The sequence below is a fragment of the Sphingomonas sp. R-74633 genome, from assembly GCF_013416555.1.
Classification (GTDB): Bacteria; Pseudomonadota; Alphaproteobacteria; order Sphingomonadales; family Sphingomonadaceae; genus Sphingomonas.
Genome location: NZ_JACCFG010000006.1, coordinates 50,198 through 69,234, shown reverse-complemented (window position 1 = coordinate 69,234; position 19,037 = coordinate 50,198). Strand labels below are relative to the sequence as shown.

Sequence of the window (19,037 nt, the reverse complement as noted above, 5' to 3'; positions counted from 1 at the left end):
CGCCGCGCGCTAACATGCGTGACCTGCACGCGCAACTATTGTCGGGAGCGGCTTGCATCCTGCGCCGCACCGGCCTAGAGGCCCCAACCTCGGTCGGGGCGTAGCGCAGCCTGGTAGCGCATCACACTGGGGGTGTGGGGGTCGCAGGTTCGAATCCTGTCGCCCCGACCAACTAAAATTCCCCTCGGGCCGCCCGACGCGGCGCCCGATTCGGCCTTTGGGCCAAACCCTTTGAAAAGCACCGTTCCCGCGCACTGCTACCCGCGCTAGGCAATTGCCATGTCGGCGGAGGACGGGATGTCGAATCAATGGTGATCGCTCGCCTTCGCGCGGCCCCTGCCCGCGCGCGCTTGCTACTCTTCGCCTTCGGGGACTTCGCCTTCAATCTCTACTGGCAGAGCATCATGCTCTTCCTGCTCTTCTACTATACCGAAGCGCTCGCGCTGCCGGTGGCGACCGCGGCGGCGATCTACACGATCGCCTCGGTGTGGGACGGCCTCGCCAACTTCATCGCCGGCGCCGTTGCGGACCGGCGCGAGCCCGGGCGCGGCTATGGCCATTTCCTGATGCTCGGCAGCATCCCGCTCGGCCTCGCCTTCGTGCTTACTTATGTGCCGCCGCTCGCCAGCGGCTGGTGGGGCATTGGCAGCATCTTCGTCGGCCATTTGCTGTTCCGCACCGCCTATGCCGCCCTGAACGTGCCCTATCTAGCGATGAGCGCGCGGGTGAGCAGCGACAGCCGCGACCGCGCCTTCCTCGCCGGGATGCGGATGTTGTTCGGCACGATGGCCGCGGTGTTCGTCGCGCGCGGCACGCTGCCGTTCGGCGCCTGGTTGAGCGGCAGCCCGATTCCTGCGCATGCCTATCTCGGCGCGGCGATCCTGTTCGCGATCCTCGGCACCGTGATCTTGATGCTGGTCGGCGCCAGCTACCGCGAGCAGGTCGTGCCGGTGCGCACTGCCCCGCCCTCGATCGCGGCAAGCCTGAAGAGCCTCGCCGCCAACCGCGCCTTCGTCACGCTGAACCTGGCGATGATGGCGATGATCGTCGCGGTGACGATCCTCAACAAATCGGTGCTCTATTATTTCAAATATTTCGTCGGCGACGACGTGGCCGGGCAGAGCGCGCTCGCCTGGATGGGCGTCGTCGGCGCCGCGGCGGTGCCGCTATGGATGCTGCTCCAGCGTCTGCTCGGCACCCGCGGGCTATGGTTCCTCGCCGCCTCGGCCTGCATGGCGGGACTGGTCTTCTTCGTCGGCGTGCACATCGACAAGGCCGGGCCGATGCAGCTCTTCCTCGTCACGATGCAGGCGCTGATCGTCGGCCTGCACTTCGCCTATTGGGCGATGCTGCCCAACACGGTGGAATATGGCGAGCGCGCCACCGGGCTACGCGTCGAGGGCGCGGTGTTCGGCATGGCGGCGCTGCTCCAGCGCATCGCCATCGGCCTCGCCACGCTGCTGCTCGCCGCCGGATTCGACGCCGCCGGCTATGTCGCCAATGTCCAGCAGAGCAGCGCCACGCTCGCCGCGATGCGCGGCACGATCGCGCTGGTGCCGCTGGCGTTCCTGGCGCTGTCGGTCGCGTTCATGCTGCTCAACCCGCTCGGCAAGGGCGCGCATGCGAAGATCGTGAAGGACCTCGAGGATCGGGGTTCCTGAAAATCCTCCCCCGGCTTCGCCGAGGGAGGAATCACCTCAAGCAGTAAGCGTGAACTGCGCTTTCACGCCTTCGGCCTCGGCCGACGGGGCGATCCACACATCGAACAGCCCCGGCTCAACGGTCGGCTTGTTCTCCCGCCCGATGAACAGCAGCTGCGCGCGACTGAGCTTGAACGTCACCGTCTCGCTCGCCCCGGGCGCCAGCGCCAGCTTGCGGAAGGCCTTGAGCTCGCGCACCGGCCGGGTGACGCTCGCCACGCGGTCGCGGATATAGAGCTGCACCACTTCCTCGATCGCGCGCGATCCGGAATTGGTGATCTTCGCCGAGACGGTGATCTCGCCGTCCCACGCCAGCGTCGCCGGCGCCGACAGCTCCGAATAGGCCACCTTGCCATAGGTCAGCCCGTGCCCGAACGGGAACAAAGCCGAGTTCGGAATGCCGCGATAGTGCGCCTTGTAGGGCTGCAGCGCGCCTTCCGGGTTCGGGCGCCCGGTCGGCTTGTGGTTGTAGTAATAAGGCTGCTGCCCCGGCGAGCGCGGGAAGCTGCACGGCAGGCGCCCGGCGGGGCTGTAATCGCCGAACAGCACATCGGCGGTGGCGTTGCCGCCTTCCGAGCCCAGGAACCAGGTGACGAGAATCGCGCCAGCGTTCAACACCGCGCCCTCGAGCGCCAGCGCCCGGCCGTTCTTGAGCACCGCCACGATCGGCTTGCCCGTCTTCGCCACGGCCTCGGCCAGCGCCATTTGCGGCTCGGGGATCACGATCTCGGTGCGCGACTGCGCCTCGCCCGACATGTTCTCGGCCTCGCCGATCGCCAGGATCACCACGTCCGCCGCATTCGCCGCGGCCACCGCCGCCTCGATCCCGCCGGCCAGCGGCGCCTCGACACCCGAGCCCAGCGCCACGCTTACCGCGCCCTTGTCGGCCACTGCCGCACGCACGCCGCTCGCCAGGTCGATCGCCTGGGCATTGTCGCCATAGACCACCCAAGGGCCGTTGATGTCGTGCTTGCCCTCGGCGAACGGCCCGATGATCGCGATTCGCTTGCCGCTCTTGGGCAGCGGCAGCAGGTCGCCGTCATTCTTGAGCATCACGATCGACTTGCGCCCGGCCTCGCGCGACAGCGCAATCGCCGGCTTGGTGCGCGAGCGCGCCTTTTCGCGCTTCACGTCGATGCGGCGGAAGGGGTCGTCGAACAGACCGAGCTTCGCCTTCATCGCCAGCACGCGGCGCACCGACGCGTCGAGCACCGTCATCGGCACTTCGCCCTTGGCGACGAGATCGGGCAGATGGTCGCGGTAGAAGCCGCTGGTCATGCTCATGTCGACGCCGGCGAGAAAAGCTAGCTTGGTCGCCTCGCGCGCATCCGCGGCAAAGCCATGGTCGATCATCTCCATGTCGCCGGTGTAGTCCGACACGACAAAGCCCTCGAAACCCCATTCCTCGCGCAGGATCTTGCGCATCAGCCAGTCATTGGCGGTCGAGGGCACGCCCGAAATCTCGTTGAACGAGGCCATGCCCGAAAGCGCGCCGGCGTCGAGCGCCGCCTTGAATGGCGGCAGATACACCTCGCGCAGCGTCCGCTCGGAGACATCGACGGTATTGTAGTCGAGCCCCGCCTCCGCCGCGCCATAGGCGGCGAAATGCTTGAAGCACGCGAGCATCGCGTCGTTCGCCTTCAGGTCCTTGCCCTGGAAGCCCTTCACCCGCGCCACGGCGATCAGCTCGCCGAGCAGCACGTCCTCGCCCGCGCCTTCCATCGTGCGGCCCCAGCGCTGGTCGCGCGCAATGTCGACCATCGGCGCGAAGGTCCAGTCGATGCCCGCCGCGGCGCCTTCATAAGAGGCCATGCGCGCAGTGCGCTCGGCCAGCTCGGGCTCGAACGACGCCGCCTCGCCCACCGGCACCGGGAAGATCGTGCGGTGGCCGTGGATCACGTCGGCGGCGAAGAGCAGCGGAATCTTGAGCCGCGACTTGGTCATCGCCACCGTCTGCATCCGCCGCGCCATCTCGGCGCCATTGCCGTTGAACACGCCGGTGAGGCGCCCCTTCTCGACATCGGCGAGTTGCTCCTCGAAGCTCGGACCATTGGTCGGCGGGTTGAGCGCGGTGGCAACACCGCCGCCCCAGGCCGCGGGCAGCAGCGTGAGCTGGCCGGCCTTTTCGTCGACCGTCATCTTGGCGATCAGCGCATCGATGAAGGCGGGGACGGGCAGATTGCCGGCCGCCTGCAGCATCGCCCGCGCCGGGCTCGCAGCCCAGGCCGCGACCGCTCCGGCTCCCATCAAGGCCGCGCGTCGCGAAATCCGGGTGTCAAACATGTCCATTCCTCTCCTGATCGGCCCGAGCCAACCCTCAACGGGCTTTGTCACCATGATGTCCGCGCGTGAAACTTTTTTGCTTGTTTGCGCCGTCCGTAACCGGTTACATAACTCGGGCACGGCTTGCATTGCAATCGCCGAAGCGGTCTGGAACGTAGGAAAACGCTGCGAAGGCCGGGAAGAAGGGACTGAAATGGGCGAGGCCACTATCCGCGATGTCGCACGCCGCGCCGAAGTTTCGGTCGCGTCGGTGTCGCGCGCCCTGAACGGCCTCGACAATGTCCGTGCCGAAACCCGCGACAAGGTGATCAAGGCAGCGTCCGAATTGGGCTATGTCCCGCATGCCGGCGCGCGCAGCCTCAGCCTGGCGCGCAACCACGCAATCGGCGTGGTCCTGCCCGATCTTCACGGCGAGTTCTTCTCCGAATGTGTGCGCGGCATGGACCGCGAAGCGAGCCGCCGCGGCTATCTCCTGCTGCTGTCCAACATGCACGACGATGGCGATCAGGCGGCCGTTGCCCTCCGCGCAATGCGCGGCCGCGTCGACGGCCTGCTGGTGATGGCCCCGCATATCGACCCCGAGACGCTCGAGCGTGCGCTGCCGCCGGCCCTGCCCTCGGTGATGATCAACAGCCACCGCGAGGTGCCGGGCCGCCCGTCGCTCCGCCTCGACAACCGCGCCGGCGCCGAAGCGATGGTCGCGCACCTCCACGCCAATGGCTATCGCCACATCGTCCACATCGCCGGCCCCGAAGGCAATGTCGACGCGCAGGAGCGCGCGCAGGGCTATCGCGACGCATGCGCCCGGCTCGGTCTGCCGCCGCGCATCATCGCGGGCGATTTCAACGAGGAAACCGGCGAATCCGCCGCGGCCGAGATCCTGGCAAGCTCCACGCTCACCGACGCAGTGTTCGCCGCCAACGACATGATGGCGATCGGCTGCCTCTACGGCCTGCGCACCGGCGGCAAGCGCGTGCCCGAGGATATTGCCGTCGCCGGCTTCGACGACGTCCCCCTCGCCCGCTATCTCTCGCTCAGCACGATGCGCGTGAACGTTGCCGAGATGGGCGCCCGCGCCGTCTCCCGGCTGATCGACATGCTCGAAGGCCGGGACCAGGTCCGTGCCAGCGAAACCCAGATCCCCGAGCTGGTGACGCGCGCCACGACGGCGCCGCACACCGCCTCCCAAGGCGGAGCCGCGCATGCGTGAGTGTGGCTCCGTTTCTTTTTGTCCCGAAACTGTAACCGGTTTCAGCAATAGCGCTTCGCACCCTACACCCCCCCTGGGGGGCGGCGCCTCGTGCACCGCCCCCGATTTTTTGGACCCGATTTTCTAGGTCCGGGGCGAACCGTCATCCGTTCTCGTGTATGAGGCTTTGATCATGATCGACCGGCGCGCGCTCCTTTCGCGGTCTTCGCTCCTGTTGGCCGGCTCGGCCCTGCCCGCCGCCGCCAACGCCCAGTCGCGCAAGCCCGCCGCGGTACGCACGCTCCCCGCCTTTTACGAAGACATCGAGGAGCGCACCTTCCGCTGGTTCTGGGAGACCGCGCGGCGCGACAATGGCCTGGTCCCCGATCGCTATCCCTCGCCCAGCTTCTGCTCGATCGCCTCGGTGGGCTTCGCGCTCACTGCCTATCCGGTCGGCGTCGAGCGCGGCTGGATCACCCGCGCCGAGGCCCGCGACCTCACGCTCACCACGCTGCGCTTCTTCTGGGAAGCGCCCCAGGGGCCCGAGCCGACCGGCAAGATCGGCCACAAGGGCTTCTTCTATCACTTCATCGACATGATCAGCGGAGAGCGTTTCCGCGACGTCGAGCTGTCGAGCGTCGACACCACATTGCTGCTGATGGGCGTCCTCTTCGCCGGCCAATATTATGACCGCGCCGACGCGAAGGAGCGCGAGATCCGCGACCTCGCGCAGAAGCTCTATGCCCGTGCCGACTGGAACTTCTTCCGCTCGGACGGCCGCAAGGCAGTGTCGATGGGCTGGCACCCCGGCCGCGGCCTGATCGAGCGCAGCTGGGACGGCTATAACGAGGGGATGTTCGTCTACATTCTCGGTCTGGGCGCCCCCGAGCACGCCTTGCCGGCGGACAGCTGGGAGGTGTGGACCGCGCCCTATGCGCATAGCTGGCGCGGCGAGGGTCCGACCCGCCACCTCGCCTTCGCGCCGCTGTTCGGCCACCAGTACAGCCAGATCTGGATCGACTTCCGCGGCATTCGCGACGCGACAATGCGTGAGGCCGGCATGGATTATTTCGAGAATAGCCGCCGCGCCACCTATGCCAGCCGCGCCTATTGCATCGCCAACCCGCAGGGCTGGGACGGCTGGTCGAAGGACATATGGGGCCTCACCGCCTGCGACGGCCCCGGCGATTTCAAGCTGCCGTTCAAGGGCAGGACCGTCGAGTTCTTCAGCTATTCGGCGCGCGGCCCGCTGGGCCAGCCCGACGAGCGCGACGACGGCACCCTCGCCCCGACCGCGGCACTCGGCTCGCTGCCCTTCGCGCCCGAGATCGTGATCCCCGCTGCCGAAGCGCTACGCCGCGAGCATGGCGCGTTGCTCTACGGCAAATATGGCTTCTTCGACTCGTTCAACCCGAGCTTCCGCTGGACCGACAAGCGCGTCAGCAATGGCCGCGTCGATCCGGTGAAGGGCTGGTACGACACCGACTATATCGGCATCGACCAGGGCCCGATCCTGCTCCAGGCGGCGAACTATCGCAGCGAGTTCGTGTGGAAGCGGATGCGGTCGTGCCCGCCAATCCGGAAGGGACTGAAGGCTGCAGGGTTCACCGGGGGCTGGATTACCTGATCTTCACCGGCTTCGAGCGCCGTGAAACCCCATTCTCGTCAAACGCCTCGACCGCCACCCAATAGCCAACCCCGACATTCAGCGCCCGGATATCCAGCGCGGCGCCCTGATCCGCCCAGCGCTGATAGGTCAGCGTTAGCCGGTCCGGCCGCACGCCCCACAGCACGTTATAGCCAACCGCCCCGCGCACGGGCTTCCACGCCACATGCGCATTGCGCGCGTCGCTATCGCGCACCGCGGTCACGCCGGTTGGCATCGCCGGCGCCTTGCCATCGGCCGAGCCAAACACCCGCAAATCGCTAATCGCCAGGTTCGCGCCGCCGACGTGGCCGTGCACATAGCGCACATAGCGCGCCCGCACCGGCGCCGGCAGCTGGAAATAGGCATTGGGCCGGTCGCGGCGCGGTGCCTCGGTCTTCGCCAACGGAGACCACGCCTTGCCATCCAGCGAAGACTGCAACTCGAACTCGGTATAGATGTCGGGCGCGTCGCCGAAGCGGCCCGCCTTATAGTCGGCGAAATTCACCTGTACCGCGCGCAGCGTCCTGGCGCCGCCCAGGTCGACGGTCAGCGTCTCGCCCGGCTTGTTCGCCGCCGCCACCCAGAAGGTCCGCGGGTTCTCGTCGGTCGCGCGATCCGCGGCGAACGCGCCCTGGGTCGACGAAGCCACCGCCGGCTTCCGGTACGAAAGCAGCATCCAGCCGGTGAACAGGCTCTCCGGATCCTCGACCTTCGCGGTCGGCGCATAATGCGGGAAGTCGCCGAAGCGCGTCGAGACCGCCATCTGCCCGTCCGCCCAGAACTTCGCCGGCCACATCCCGATGCGCCGCTCGAAGGTCCAGTTATAGCCGATCCACGGCGTGCCGGTGTTCCACCAATTGCCGTGGACGTCCTCGAAGGTCGAGCCGTGCCCCGCGCCCTGCACGAACCCGCCGGGCTTGTAGGCCACCGGATTCCACGGCGCATATTCGAACGGCCCGAGCGGCTTGTCGGAGACATAGGTGCCGTTCGAATAGGCGTTATATTCGGTCCCCGGCGCGCCGTATTGGAGATAATAGCGCCCGCCGACCCTGGTCATCCAGGCGCCCTCCATGAAGGGCTGGATCGGGGTGCCGTTCGGCAGCGTGCCACTGTGATCCTGGCCGAAGCGCTCCCAGCCATGTTCCTCGGGATGCAGCGCCAGCATCGGCTTTGGCTTGCCCTTATAGGCCAGCTTGCCGTCTTCGAAGGCGATCTCGATCCCGTAGAGCGGGAAGACGTTGGACGATCCCCAGTAGAGATACCATTTGCCGTCCTCGTCCTTGAACAGCGCGGGATCCCAGGGTCCGGGCGGCACCTTGTCCTCGCCGGGCGCGGGAACGTGCCCCTCGCCCACCGAGTCGACCAGCTCGGGCATCCGCCGCACGAAGAAATCGAGCTTGCCGCTGTCGGGGTCGCTGGTCGACAGGATCGATTCCGCCCGGGTCATCGACGGCTGGATGAGGATGCGCTCGCCATCGCTCCACACCGCGGGCGCGACGATCGAGTTGAACGGCCAGCGGCTCGGCGTGATGAAGGTCCAGTGGACGAGATCGCTCGACGACCAATAGCCGTCGGCCAGCGTCTGGAAGAGATAGTATTTGCCCTTGAAGGTGACGACCGCCGGGTCCGCGCCGGTGCGGTACGAGACGCCCTGGTTCACCTGCTCGAAATTGTAGCGGTAATCGATGTCGATCGGATTGGCGTAGGTCTGGCGCGCCTCCTGCGCCTGCGCTGCACTCGCCGCGACCATGCCCGCCAGCAGAAATCCGAACCGCATCGCCAATCCCCAAAAAGAACAGGGGGAGGAGAGCCGAAGCCCGCCTCCCCCAAATTGCATTGCTCAGGCCAGGCTCAGAACTTGTAGCCGAGGCGGAACTGGATGCGCCGCGGCAACGTGACGGTGTTGTTGCCGATGCGGCCCGGATCCAGCGGATCGGTCAGGCTGAAGAAGCCGTCGAAATCCTTGAAGTTCTTGTTGTTGAACGCATTGAGCAGGTCGACCGCTGCCTCGACCTGGCCGAAGCCATGGATCTTGAAGCGGTTGGCCAGCGTCAGATTGACTTCGCAGAAGGCGAACAGCCCCTCGATACAGTTCTTCTCGGGATAGGCTGTGGTCAGCTTGAGCTTGCCCACGTCGAAGCCCTGGGTCGCGTCGGTGACCAGATAACCCTGGCCGCTGCCGAGCGTGGTGAGCGTCGAGAAGGAGAAGCCGAACGGCAGGTCGACCATGCCCGAGATCACCAGCCGGTGGCGCTCGTCGCCCGGACGAGTGCGCCAGCCATAGGAATCCGGCGTGATGCCATCGAGGCTGAACAGGTCGTTGCCGTTCTGCTCTGCCTTGGACAGCGTATAGGCGATGTTGAGGCCCCAGCCCGACGCGGCGGTGTAGTTCTTGTCGAGCGTGACGTAGAGCGCCTTGTAGCGGGTATCGAGCCCGTCATAGCCGATCAGCACATTGGCATAGCCGAACGGCGTCACCGGCGCGGTGTTGCAGCAATTGCCGAGACCATTGTTCTGCCGCGTGGCGAACAGGTTGGTATAGCCGTTGCGGCCGCGCTGGTACGAGCCGGTGATCGCGGCCTGGAACACGCCGAAACGCTGGCGCACGCCCAGGCTGAACTGGTCGTTCACCGGCGGCTTGGCATCGTTCTTCACTGCGAACAGCTCGGGCAGGCCGGCGCCGGCGGCGCTGCCCTGGAGCGCGAGCAGGCCCGCACGGGTCCCATAGGCCGGGTTCCACGCCACGGTCGGCAGGCCCGACCGCGGCGAGCCGTCGACCGAGAAGCGGAACACGCCCACCGGGTTGAGCACGCGCGACAGCTCGTCGATCGTGTTGTTGAAGTTGTTGCGGTCGTAATAGCGGCCAAAGCCACCGAAGATCACCGTCGAGCGATCGCCCTTCAGGTCATAGGAGAAACCAAGGCGCGGGGCGAAGGCGCCCATGAACGGCTTCCGGTCATTGCCGTCGGTGATGTAGTTTTCGGGATTGAAATAATAGGTCGCGGGCAGTGCGCGCAACGCCGCCGCGGCATTGGCCGGGGTCACATAATCATTGTTGAACCCGTTGGTCTCATAGTCCCAGCGCACGCCCAGGTTGAGCTGGAGCTTCGGGGTGACGTTCCAGTCGTCCTGCACGTACAGACCAAGCTGGGTGTTCGACGCCTGGATCAGCGAGCTGCCCAGGCCCAGGCGCGCCTCGCTCGGGAAGGCGAAGCTCAGATCGTCATTCGGGTTGAGCGGCGTGCCATTATTGCCGTTGTCGGTGAAGGTATAGTGCGGCTGGACATAGCTGTGGTCGTCGAAGGTGATGTCGGTCACCTGCACGCGGATGCCCGCCTTGAACACATGGCCCGCCAAGCCCGACCAGGTGAAGTCGTCGCGGAACGTATAGCTGTTCTGCACTTCGTTGCGGGTCGAGTCCTTGCCGCCCGCGATGATCACGCCGGCATATTCATATTGCGGCAGATCGGGGTGCAGCGAGGTCGGATTGAATGTGTAGTTCAGATAGCTGGCATTGAATTCGTTGACGAAATTGCTGCCGTTATACGCCCATTTGAACTGATAGGTGTCGACCCGGTTCTTCTTGTTCTCCGCCGCCTCATAGGAAACGTTGTTGCCGAAGGCCTGGATGTCGCTCTCGTCGCGGCGGCTGAACGACAGGTCGAAGGTCTGGCGGTCGTCCGGGGTCAGCGTCAGTTTGCCGAAGTAGAAGTCGCTGCGGAACGGGCTGACGAACGCGCCCTCGAGCGTGTGGATATCGCGGCCGAGCGATGCCGATGCCGCGGCCTGCAGCGCCGCGTTGCCGCCCGCGACCACGTTGAACGCGCGGTTCTGGTCGTTGCCTTCATAGGCACCGAAGAAGAACAGCTTGTCCTTGATGATCGGGCCGCCCAGCGCCACGCCATACTGCTTGCGCTCGAAGTCCGGCTCGGCGCGGTTGTTGCGCTTGTCGAGATACGCCTTCTCGGCCAGGCCCTTGTCCGTATACTGGCCGAAGGCCTCGCCGTGGAACTCGTTGGTGCCCGACTTGGTGATCGCCGTGACGATCGCCGCGCCGGCCTGCTCATACTCGGCCTTGTAGTTCTGCGTGAGGACGCGGAATTCCTGCACGGCGAGCTGGCCGAACGGGTTGCCGCGGCTGTTCTGCTGGCCGGCGACACCGCCCTCGCGCAGCTGGTTCTTCAGGCTGACGCCGTCGATGAACACATTGACCTGGCTGGCGGTCGACGCACCCGAGGTGAAGCTCTTGTCGGTCTCGCTGTCATTGTAGCGCACGCCCGGGGCGAGCGCCGTGAAGGACAGGAAGTTGCGGTCGGTCTGCGGCAGCCGCTCGATCTGCGTAGTGCTGACGTTCGTCGCGATTTCGCTGGTCCGCGTCTCGCGCAGGCGCGATCCGGTGACGACGATCTGGCCCTCGGGCGCGGGCGTCGCTGCCACCGTGCCGCCTACCGCCAGGTCGAGGCTCGCCGCCTCGCCGACGCCGACGATCACCGTCTGCGACACCGTCTCGGTGCCGATCGTCGCGACGACTTCATACTGGCCCGGACGCAGGCCGTTGAGCGTGTAATAGCCGCTTGAATCGGCCACTGCGCGTGCGGTCTGGTTGGTGCCGGTGTTGCGCGCGCTGACCTGCGCACCTGCCGCGCCGGCGCCATCCGCGCCGGTCACCTGGCCGCCAAGGCTGGCGGTGCTCACCTGCGCCGAGGCCATGGTCGGCAGCAGCACGGCGCCGGTCGCAAACAGCGTGGCTGCCGCCATTGCCGTCACGGAGATGCCGCGCGTCAGGGCACGGCTATGCTTATTCTGAATTCCCACTGTATTTCCTCCCCAGCGAGGTTGTAACCGGTTACAAGCGTCGGCGGCGGTTGTTTTGTTTTTCGTGTTTGCCTGAAACCCCCATGAAACCGGTTTCATGAAACTGTCAATCCTGCGGACGCGTCAGCGTTGTCGGGTGTGAATTTTGCTGCGGTGCGATGTGTCGTCGATGCAACACTGACGCAGCGTGCCTCTTGCGGGCCATGCCATCGTCTCCCCATATCGTCTCCATGAGCGAAACAAATGCGTGGCACGGCACAACGATCCTCTCCGTGCGAAAATCTGGCAAAGTGGTGATTGCGGGTGACGGTCAGGTCTCGGCCGGCAGCACCGTGATGAAGCCCAATGCGCGCAAGGTCCGCCCCTTGGGCGACGGCAAGGTGATCGCGGGCTTCGCCGGCGCCACCGCCGATGCATTCACTCTGTTCGAGCGGCTCGAGGCCAAGCTTGAGCGCCATAACGGTCAGCTTCTCCGCGCCGCAGTCGAGCTGGCCAAGGACTGGCGGACCGACAAATATCTCCGCAACCTCGAGGCGATGCTGATCGTCGCCGACAAGGAAGTGACGCTGGTCGTTACCGGCAATGGCGATGTGCTCGAGCCCGAGGGCGGCGTTGCCGCGATCGGCTCGGGCGGCAATTTCGCCCTCGCCGCAGCGCGCGCGCTGGTCGACTATGAGACCGACCCCGAGAAGATCGCCCGCCAGGCGATGAAGATCGCCGGCGAGCTCTGCGTCTACACCAATGACCGGCTCACCGTGGAAATGCTGGACAGCGATAGCTGAGCCGAGCATCGGCGGCGGCATGAAATTCCGCCTCGACTATGATTCCCGCCGCAACCTCATCCTGATCAACATTCGTGAGTTCTGGACCGTCGAGACGGTCCGGGACTTCGCGACAGCGGCCGGCGCGAAGGCGCAGGAAGTGCGCGCGATCCGCGACGACTATGACGTCCTGATCGATTCGCGCGATTTTCCGGTCCAGGCGAATGACGTCGCCGACCTGCTGCCCAGCATCGCCGAGGCGGGGCTTACGCTCACCTCGGGCCGCGCAGCCTCGGTCGTCGGCAGCCATCTCAACAAGCTCCAGGCCGAGCGCACCCAGACGCATCCCCGGATGCGGATCTTCATGACCTTCGAGGAAGCCGAGGCCTGGCTGGCGGAGCCGCGCGAGCCATGACTTCCGCTCATACCTCCCCCAATCCAAAACAGGGTTGAGCGCAGCCGCCTCTCCCTTACCCTGCGCCCATGCTGATCGCCCGCCGCCCGCTGATCGCCTCCGCCGCGCTGGCCCTGCCCGCCTGCACGACGACGCCCCGCCCCCTGAAGGCAGTGAACCCCAGCCGCGGGCCCAAATGCCTGCCGATCGCGAACGTCTCGGCGAACCGCGTCATCCGCACCGTCGCGGGTCTGCGTCCCTATCGCGCTTCGGGCTTCGTCGTCCGCGCCGAGCCGTTCGGCGACAAGCGCCTCGTCCATAATTACGGCCATGGCGGCTCGGGCATCACGCTCGGCTGGGGCACCGCACGGCTCGCGGTCGATCTCGGTCTTCCCGGCCATAGCGGTCCGGTCGCAGTGCTCGGCTCGGGCATCGCCGGGCTCACCACCGCGCGCCTGCTGCAGGAGGCCGGCCGCCAGGTCACGCTCTACGCCGCCCAGCTCCCGCCCCACACCACCTCGAACATCGCCGGCGGGCAATGGCACCCCGCCGGGCTCTACCAGCATGACCGCGTCACCCCCGAATGGCTCGCCCAGTTCGAAGCGGCGATGGACTATAGCTGGCGCCGCTTCCAGATCATGACGGGCGACGAATACGGCATTCGCTGGCTGCCCACCTATATCGAGCTGGGCGACGGCGATGCGGACGAGCCGAGCTCGCCTGCGACCCGCCACGAGACCGACCGCGTCGTGCTGGGCCCCGGCGAGCATCCCTTCCCCGTCCAGCGCGTCACGCGCTTCATGACGATGTACGCGGAGAGCGGTCATTTGCTGCGCCAGCTCACCCGCGACGTGCAGCTCGCCGGCGGCAAGTTCGTAGTCCGCGAATTCGCCACCCCCGCCGAGGTCGCCGCGCTGCCCGAAACTTTGGTCTTCAACTGCACCGGCCTGGGCGCCGGCAAGCTGTTCGGCGACGCCGAGATCGAGCCGGTGCGCGGCCAGCTCGCCGTGCTGCTCCCCCAGGCCGAGGTGCAATACGCCTTTGCCGGCAAGATGGGCTATATGTTCCCCCGCGGCGACGGCATCATCTGCGGCGGCACCTTCGAGCATGGCGAATGGGACGCCACGCCCCAGCCCGATCGCATCGCGAAGATCATCGCCAGGCAACAGGCCTTCTTCGCCGGCTTCCGCTGCACGGCTTGAAGCGGCGTCCCCGGCACCCGACATCGGGGTCCGAAACAATGCCAGAGTATCCATTTCCCAAATGAACGAAGCACTCACCCCCAAGGCGATCGTCGCCGCCCTCGACGCGCACATCATCGGCCAGCAGGACGCCAAGCGCGCCGTCTCGGTCGCGCTGCGCAACCGCTGGCGCCGCCAGCAGCTCTCCGCGGATCTCCGCGATGAGGTCACGCCCAAGAACATCCTGATGATCGGACCGACCGGCTGCGGCAAGACCGAGATCAGCCGCCGCCTGGCGAAGCTCGCCGATGCGCCCTTCGTGAAGGTCGAAGCGACCAAGTTCACCGAAGTCGGCTATGTCGGCCGCGACGTCGAGCAGATCGCCCGCGACCTGGTCGAGGAAGCGATCCGGCTCGAAAAGGAGCGCCGCCGCTCGGCGGTGAAGGACAAGGCCGAGGAGGCCGCGATGCAGCGCTTGCTCGACGCGCTCACCGGCAAGGACAGCTCCACCGCCACCCGCGAAGCCTTTCGCCAGCGCTTCCACGAAGGCACGCTCGACACCAGCGAGATCGAGATCGAAGTCGAGCAGGCGCCGTCGATGCCCTTCGACATCCCCGGCGCCGGCCCGCAAATGATCAACCTGGGCGAGATGATGAAGGGCCTGAGTGGCTCGCCGCTCAAGCGCCGCAAGCTCAACGTCCGCGCCGCCTGGGAGAAGCTCGTCGAGGAAGAGGCCGACAAGCGCCTCGACCAGGACGAAGTCAGCCGCGTCGCACTCGCCGATGCGGAGGCGAACGGCATCGTCTTCCTCGACGAGATCGACAAGATCGCGGTGAGCGACGTGCGCGGCGGCTCGGTGAGCCGCGAAGGCGTCCAGCGCGACCTGCTGCCGCTGATCGAGGGCACCACGGTGGCCACGAAGTACGGGCCGATGAAGACCGACCACATCCTCTTCATCGCTTCGGGCGCCTTCCACGTCGCCAAGCCCTCTGACCTGCTCCCCGAGCTCCAGGGCCGCCTGCCGATCCGCGTCGAATTGAAGGCGCTGACCGAGGCGGACTTCGTCGCGATCCTCAGCGACACCAAGGCGAGCCTGGTCCAGCAATATGCCGCGCTGCTCGGCACCGAAGGCGTGCAGATCGACTTCACCGACGACGGCATCCGCGCAGTCGCGAAGATTGCCGCCGAGGTGAATGCCGAGATCGAGAATATCGGCGCCCGCCGCCTGCAGACGGTGATGGAGAAGCTGCTCGAGGACATCAGCTTCGGCGCCGAGGACCGCAAGGGCGAGACGCTGGTGATCGACGGGGCTTATGTGGACAGCCAGCTCGCCGCCGTCGCGCGCAACACCGATCTCAGCCGCTACGTGCTGTAACCGAAACACCCTCCCCCGGAGTGGGAGGGGGACCAGCGAAGCTGGTGGAGGGGGAGTGCCGCGGGCGATGCGCTCGGGGGCTTCCCTCTCCACCACCGGCTTCGCCGGCGGTCCCCCTCTCCCTCCGGGAGAGGATTTCGCTTTTCCTACTTCGCCTTCTCGTACGGCGTGAACTTGCCGAACATGCAATACGGCCCCGGAATGCTCGCTCCCGGATCGATCGCCCGGAAGCGGTCGTTCCGGCAGATCTGCGATCCGTGCACTTCCACGATCAGCGTCGTATAGGGCCTGAGCCCCGGGCAGGCGCTCGCCAGGTCGTTGCGCCACAGCGTGCGCCCCACCGGCTTGTAGATGATCGTGTGGTCATCGATGATCTGCGGCCCCTCGGAATCGCTGACCGAGATACAGTCGCGCGGAGTGCCGGGGGTGCGATCGCCGAGCACATCGGCCAAATCCTTGGCCGCTTCCGCCTGCTCGGATGCCTGCATCTGCGCGCTCGGCGTACAGCCCGCCAGCGCGAGCAGGCCGAGCGCGACGATCGGGGCGATACGCATGGCGGCTCTCCTCATTTTGCTTTGGTATAGGGCACGAACTGGCCGAGCGCGCACGAGCTGGTCATCATCCCGCCGATCCGCGCACGGGTCTGCACGATGTCGCCGCGGCACAGCCGGCCCGACATGCTGCGCACCACCGGCAGGTCGCCATAGGAAAGCCCGGTGCAGCTGCCGACCGTGTCGTTGCGCCACACCTTGGTCTTGCCGCCCACATAGAGGATCGTGTCACGATAGCCGCGGGTCTCGCCGACCCGGCTCTGATCGATGCATTCCTGCGGCTTGCCGGGGGTCAGCCCCGCCAGCGTCCTGGCGATCTTGGCGTCATCATTGTTCGAAGTCTTCTGGGGCAGTGCGGCATTGGCGCCGCAGGCACCCAGGATCAGTACAGGCAAGGCGAAGCGGATCATCGTGATTCTCCCGTCGCCCCCGACACCTGCCCGCTTATAGCGCCTCGCCGATCAGAATGCATCCTTTGCCGCACGGCGCTCGGCGAGCTGCTCGGCGCTTTCCGCGCGCAGGAACGGGTTGGTCGCCAGCTCCGCGCCGATCGTCGTCGGCACTGTCGGCTCACCCGCCTCGCGCAGCGCGTCGACCTCGGCCATCCGCGCCTGCAGCGCTTCGTTGTCGGGCTCGACGGTCAGCGCGAAGCGCCCGTTCGCCTGGGTATATTCATGCGCGGGGTAGACCATCGTCTCGGGCGGCAGCTTGGCGAAGAGCTGCATGTTCTTGAACATCTGTGCCGCCGTTCCTTCGAACAGCCGGCCACAGCCCATCGCGAACAGCGTGTCGCCCACGAACAGCATCTGATCCTCGACGAAGTGATAGGCGATGTGCCCCGCGGTATGGCCCGGCACTTCTAGGATATGCGCGACGTGCTGGCCGACCTTGATCTTGTTGTTGCCCCCGGCCAGCCAGTCGGCGCCGGGAATGCGCGTGCCCTCGCCCGACGGCGCGATGATGATCGCCCCGGTCTCGGACTTCAGCGCCGCATTGCCACCAGTGTGATCCGGGTGCCAGTGGGTGTTGAGGATCGCGTTGAGCTTCCAGCTGCGCCGCTTCAGCTCGGCGAGCACGGGCGCGGGATCGCCGGGGTCGACCACGGCGGTCTTGTCCGCGCGCTTGTCGTGGATCAGCCAGATGTAATTGTCGCTCAGCGCGGGAATGCGCACGATCTCGAGTGCCATTGTAAACCTCCTCCCCCGCTTAGCTTTGTAGCTCCTTAACCAGGCTTTGCACCAATTTAGCGGAATTTAGGGGTTTTCGCCGCTCATTCGACGCGGTCGTGCTGGTCCTTGCGGATCCGCGCATAGCCGGCGGCGAGCTTGATCGGCTTGCACCTGACCAGCGCCGCCACCTCGGCCTTGACGCATACGCTCGCGCCCGGTGCGACATTGGAGAAGCGCCGCATCTCGCCCGGCTGGAGCACCCTGCGCTTCGGCCACGCGTCGCGAAAGTCGATCTGGCAGGTGCCGCCGCTTGAGGCGATGCATTTCACGCTGGTCGCGCTGCCATCGTCGTCGACGTCGAACGCCACGTCCACGCCCGGCTTTTGTTGCGCGCCGTGGCATCCGGCCAATGCCAGCGCCAGCAAACCTGCACGAAAACGCATCTACGCAACCTCGCAACTGTATTAGTAGAATAATACAGTTAAGCCCTTGCCGAGGCAAGCGCCTCGACGAGCTGGCGGACCAGTTGCTCCGCCCCCATCGCCCGCACCCGCGCCACGCCGGTACCGGCCCAGAGCGGCGAATAGTCGCCCCGCCCGTCCGCCTCGGCCTTCGCCCTGAGCGGAGCCAGCGCGTTCGAGCCATAGGGGAAGGCGGGCGCCTCCGTGCGGATCGGGCCGAGCTCGCGCATCAGCCGGTTGCGAATCCCCTGCGCCTCGCGCCCGGAGAAGAGATTGGTGAACTCGGTCGGCACGTCGCTGCCGAGCAACGCGCGGAACGGCGCCGAGATGCTGCTTTCCTCGGCCGCGAGAAAGGCAGTGCCGATCTGCACCCCGCTCGCCCCCGCCGCCAGCGCGCGCGCGATGTCGGCGCCATCGACGATCCCGCCCGCCGCAATCACCGGCACCGCGATTTCCTCGGCGAGCAGCTCGGCAAGCGGCGTCGGCGCATGGCCCTCGCCCAGGAACCAGCCAGAATGTCCACCTGCCTCGGCACCCTGCGCGATCACCGCGTCGACGCCGCGCTCGGCGAGCCAGCGCATCTCTTCGATCGTCGTCGCATTGCCGAACACCAGCGCGCCGGTGCCGCGTACGCGCGCAAGCAACGCCGTATCGGGCAGCCCGAAATGGAAGCTGACGATCTCGGGCCGCGCTTTTTCGACCGCCTCGCACAGCGCCGCATCAAACGGCCGGCGCAGCGGCGGCGCCGGGCCGGGCTCGACGCCCTCTTCGGCATAATAAGGCTCGAGCAATGCCCGCCAGGCCGTCTCGTCCGGCGCCGGCTCGGACAGATGGTGGCAGAAGAAATTGAGGTTGAGCGGCCCGGTCGCACCCACACGGACCTCGGCAATCTGTTCGGCGAGCTGCGCCGGCGTCAGCAGCGCGCAGGGCAGTGATCCCACCGCCCCGCCCTTGATCGCCGCAATCGCCAGCCGCGTGCCACCGGCGCCGGCCATCGGCGCCTGCACGATCGGGGCGCCTGCCCCGAGCTTCTCGAGAAAGCCTACCACGCCCCCACATTGGGCATCGACGCCCAGGGCTCGGCGGGGGCGAGCGGATCGCCCGCCTGGAGCAGCTCGATCGAGATATTGTCGGGGGTGCGGACGAACGCCATGTGGCCGTCGCGCGGCGGGCGGTTGATCGTCACGCCGCCGTCCTGCAGCCGCTGGCAGGTCTCGTAGATATTGTCGACGCGGTAGGCGAGATGCCCGAAATTGCGCCCGCCGCTATATTCCTCGGGCGCACTGCCGTCCTCGGCCGGCCAGTTCCAGGTCAGCTCGACCTCGGCGTCGGCGCGCTGGCCCTCACCCTTGGAATCCTCGTCGGCGGCGAGGAAGATCAGCGAGAACCGCCCCTTCTCGCTGTCCATCCGCCGCACCTGCTTCAGGCCCAGCAGTTCGAAGAAAGCGACGGTGGCATCGGGATCCGTGACGCGGATCATCGTGTGGAGATAGCGCATGGGCGCGGAGAT

Annotated in this window: 16 protein-coding genes and 1 tRNA gene; 8 read left to right on the top strand and 9 right to left on the bottom strand. The window is 66.6% G+C overall.

The annotated features are described in order from the left end of the window. The first annotated feature begins 94 nt into the window (after positions 1-94). Together HZY97_RS18935 and HZY97_RS18930 are read left to right on the top strand one after the other, a co-directional pair. Positions 95-171: transfer RNA gene (locus HZY97_RS18935), tRNA-Pro, on the top strand. A gap of 140 nt (positions 172-311) precedes the next feature. Continuing rightward, complete coding sequence (locus tag HZY97_RS18930; protein ID WP_373684439.1) at positions 312-1,661, top strand: MFS transporter; 1,350 nt, start codon at positions 312-314, stop codon at positions 1,659-1,661. Positions 1,662-1,697: 36 nt separating this feature from the next. On the opposite strand, the gene HZY97_RS18925 is transcribed toward HZY97_RS18930, so the two are convergent. Beyond that, entirely contained in the window at positions 1,698-3,947 is a 2,250-nt protein-coding gene (locus HZY97_RS18925) for a glycoside hydrolase family 3 N-terminal domain-containing protein (RefSeq protein WP_373684438.1), read from the bottom strand. 229 nt (positions 3,948-4,176) lie between these two features. On the opposite strand from HZY97_RS18925, the gene HZY97_RS18920 reads away from it, so the two are divergent. Both HZY97_RS18920 and HZY97_RS18915 read left to right on the top strand, forming a co-directional pair. After that, positions 4,177-5,193, top strand: a complete 1,017-nt coding sequence (locus HZY97_RS18920) for a LacI family DNA-binding transcriptional regulator (RefSeq protein ID WP_180147653.1) — start codon at positions 4,177-4,179, stop codon at positions 5,191-5,193. A gap of 172 nt (positions 5,194-5,365) precedes the next feature. Further along, the gene (locus HZY97_RS18915) at positions 5,366-6,799 is read left to right on the top strand and encodes a glucoamylase family protein (protein WP_180147652.1); all 1,434 of its coding nucleotides are present in this window, start codon (positions 5,366-5,368) and stop codon (positions 6,797-6,799) included. On the opposite strand, the gene HZY97_RS18910 is transcribed toward HZY97_RS18915, so the two are convergent. Together HZY97_RS18910 and HZY97_RS18905 are read right to left on the bottom strand one after the other, a co-directional pair. Further along, the gene (locus tag HZY97_RS18910; RefSeq protein WP_257215177.1) at positions 6,792-8,597 is read right to left on the bottom strand and encodes a family 43 glycosylhydrolase; all 1,806 of its coding nucleotides are present in this window, start codon (positions 8,595-8,597) and stop codon (positions 6,792-6,794) included. The two genes, HZY97_RS18915 and HZY97_RS18910, sit on opposite strands and share 8 nt — an antisense overlap. 74 nt (positions 8,598-8,671) lie before the next feature. Next, positions 8,672-11,635 carry a TonB-dependent receptor domain-containing protein gene (locus HZY97_RS18905; protein ID WP_373684437.1) on the bottom strand — a complete coding sequence of 988 codons (2,964 nt, stop codon included), beginning with the start codon at positions 11,633-11,635 and terminating at the stop codon, positions 8,672-8,674. A 230-nt stretch (positions 11,636-11,865) separates the two neighbouring features. Between HZY97_RS18905 and hslV the strand changes: the two genes are divergently transcribed. The 4 genes from hslV (at position 11,866) to hslU (ending at position 15,346) form a co-directional block, all read left to right on the top strand. Further along, the gene (gene hslV, locus HZY97_RS18900; RefSeq protein ID WP_180147651.1) at positions 11,866-12,417 is read left to right on the top strand and encodes an ATP-dependent protease subunit HslV; all 552 of its coding nucleotides are present in this window, start codon (positions 11,866-11,868) and stop codon (positions 12,415-12,417) included. A 19-nt stretch (positions 12,418-12,436) separates the two neighbouring features. Then, positions 12,437-12,811, top strand: coding sequence for a hypothetical protein (locus tag HZY97_RS18895; protein WP_180147650.1), 375 nt, complete (start codon positions 12,437-12,439; stop codon positions 12,809-12,811). 68 nt (positions 12,812-12,879) lie between these two features. Continuing rightward, positions 12,880-13,992, top strand: a complete 1,113-nt coding sequence (locus HZY97_RS18890) for an FAD-dependent oxidoreductase (RefSeq protein ID WP_180147649.1) — start codon at positions 12,880-12,882, stop codon at positions 13,990-13,992. A gap of 61 nt (positions 13,993-14,053) precedes the next feature. After that, entirely contained in the window at positions 14,054-15,346 is a 1,293-nt protein-coding gene (gene hslU / locus HZY97_RS18885) for an ATP-dependent protease ATPase subunit HslU (RefSeq protein ID WP_180147648.1), read from the top strand. 146 nt (positions 15,347-15,492) lie between these two features. Here the strand turns inward: hslU and HZY97_RS18880 are convergent, their stop codons facing one another. The 6 genes from HZY97_RS18880 to HZY97_RS18855 form a co-directional block, all read right to left on the bottom strand. Beyond that, positions 15,493-15,900: a hypothetical protein gene (locus HZY97_RS18880; protein WP_180147647.1), complete on the bottom strand. Its 408-nt coding sequence runs from the start codon at positions 15,898-15,900 to the stop codon at positions 15,493-15,495. 11 nt (positions 15,901-15,911) lie between these two features. Continuing rightward, positions 15,912-16,307, bottom strand: coding sequence for a hypothetical protein (locus tag HZY97_RS18875; RefSeq protein ID WP_180147646.1), 396 nt, complete (start codon positions 16,305-16,307; stop codon positions 15,912-15,914). A gap of 51 nt (positions 16,308-16,358) precedes the next feature. Further along, positions 16,359-17,084 carry a hydroxyacylglutathione hydrolase gene (gene gloB, locus HZY97_RS18870; protein ID WP_180147645.1) on the bottom strand — a complete coding sequence of 242 codons (726 nt, stop codon included), beginning with the start codon at positions 17,082-17,084 and terminating at the stop codon, positions 16,359-16,361. A gap of 83 nt (positions 17,085-17,167) precedes the next feature. Further along, positions 17,168-17,509 (bottom strand): hypothetical protein, encoded by a 342-nt coding sequence (locus tag HZY97_RS18865; protein ID WP_180147644.1) that lies wholly within the window; start codon positions 17,507-17,509, stop codon positions 17,168-17,170. A 38-nt stretch (positions 17,510-17,547) separates the two neighbouring features. Further along, positions 17,548-18,576, bottom strand: coding sequence for an NAD(P)H-dependent flavin oxidoreductase (locus HZY97_RS18860; RefSeq protein WP_373684436.1), 1,029 nt, complete (start codon positions 18,574-18,576; stop codon positions 17,548-17,550). Further along, entirely contained in the window at positions 18,570-19,025 is a 456-nt protein-coding gene (locus HZY97_RS18855; RefSeq protein WP_180147643.1) for a VOC family protein, read from the bottom strand. Before HZY97_RS18855 ends, HZY97_RS18860 begins: the two co-directional genes overlap by 7 nt. Between the last annotated feature and the right edge of the window lie 12 nt (positions 19,026-19,037).

Coding starts and splice junctions, on each gene's coding strand:
- HZY97_RS18925 (WP_373684438.1), bottom strand. CDS start 3,947: ATGGGAGCCGGAGCGGTCGCGGCCTGGGCTGCGAGCCCGGCGCGGGCG.
- HZY97_RS18920 (WP_180147653.1), top strand. CDS start 4,177: ATGGGCGAGGCCACTATCCGCGATGTCGCACGCCGCGCCGAAGTTTCG.
- HZY97_RS18915 (WP_180147652.1), top strand. CDS start 5,366: ATGATCGACCGGCGCGCGCTCCTTTCGCGGTCTTCGCTCCTGTTGGCC.
- HZY97_RS18910 (WP_257215177.1), bottom strand. CDS start 8,597: ATGCGGTTCGGATTTCTGCTGGCGGGCATGGTCGCGGCGAGTGCAGCG.
- hslV (WP_180147651.1), top strand. CDS start 11,866: ATGAGCGAAACAAATGCGTGGCACGGCACAACGATCCTCTCCGTGCGA.
- HZY97_RS18895 (WP_180147650.1), top strand. CDS start 12,437: ATGAAATTCCGCCTCGACTATGATTCCCGCCGCAACCTCATCCTGATC.
- HZY97_RS18890 (WP_180147649.1), top strand. CDS start 12,880: ATGCTGATCGCCCGCCGCCCGCTGATCGCCTCCGCCGCGCTGGCCCTG.
- hslU (WP_180147648.1), top strand. CDS start 14,054: ATGAACGAAGCACTCACCCCCAAGGCGATCGTCGCCGCCCTCGACGCG.
- HZY97_RS18880 (WP_180147647.1), bottom strand. CDS start 15,900: ATGCGTATCGCCCCGATCGTCGCGCTCGGCCTGCTCGCGCTGGCGGGC.
- HZY97_RS18875 (WP_180147646.1), bottom strand. CDS start 16,307: ATGATCCGCTTCGCCTTGCCTGTACTGATCCTGGGTGCCTGCGGCGCC.
- gloB (WP_180147645.1), bottom strand. CDS start 17,084: ATGGCACTCGAGATCGTGCGCATTCCCGCGCTGAGCGACAATTACATC.
- HZY97_RS18865 (WP_180147644.1), bottom strand. CDS start 17,509: ATGCGTTTTCGTGCAGGTTTGCTGGCGCTGGCATTGGCCGGATGCCAC.
- HZY97_RS18855 (WP_180147643.1), bottom strand. CDS start 19,025: ATGCGCTATCTCCACACGATGATCCGCGTCACGGATCCCGATGCCACC.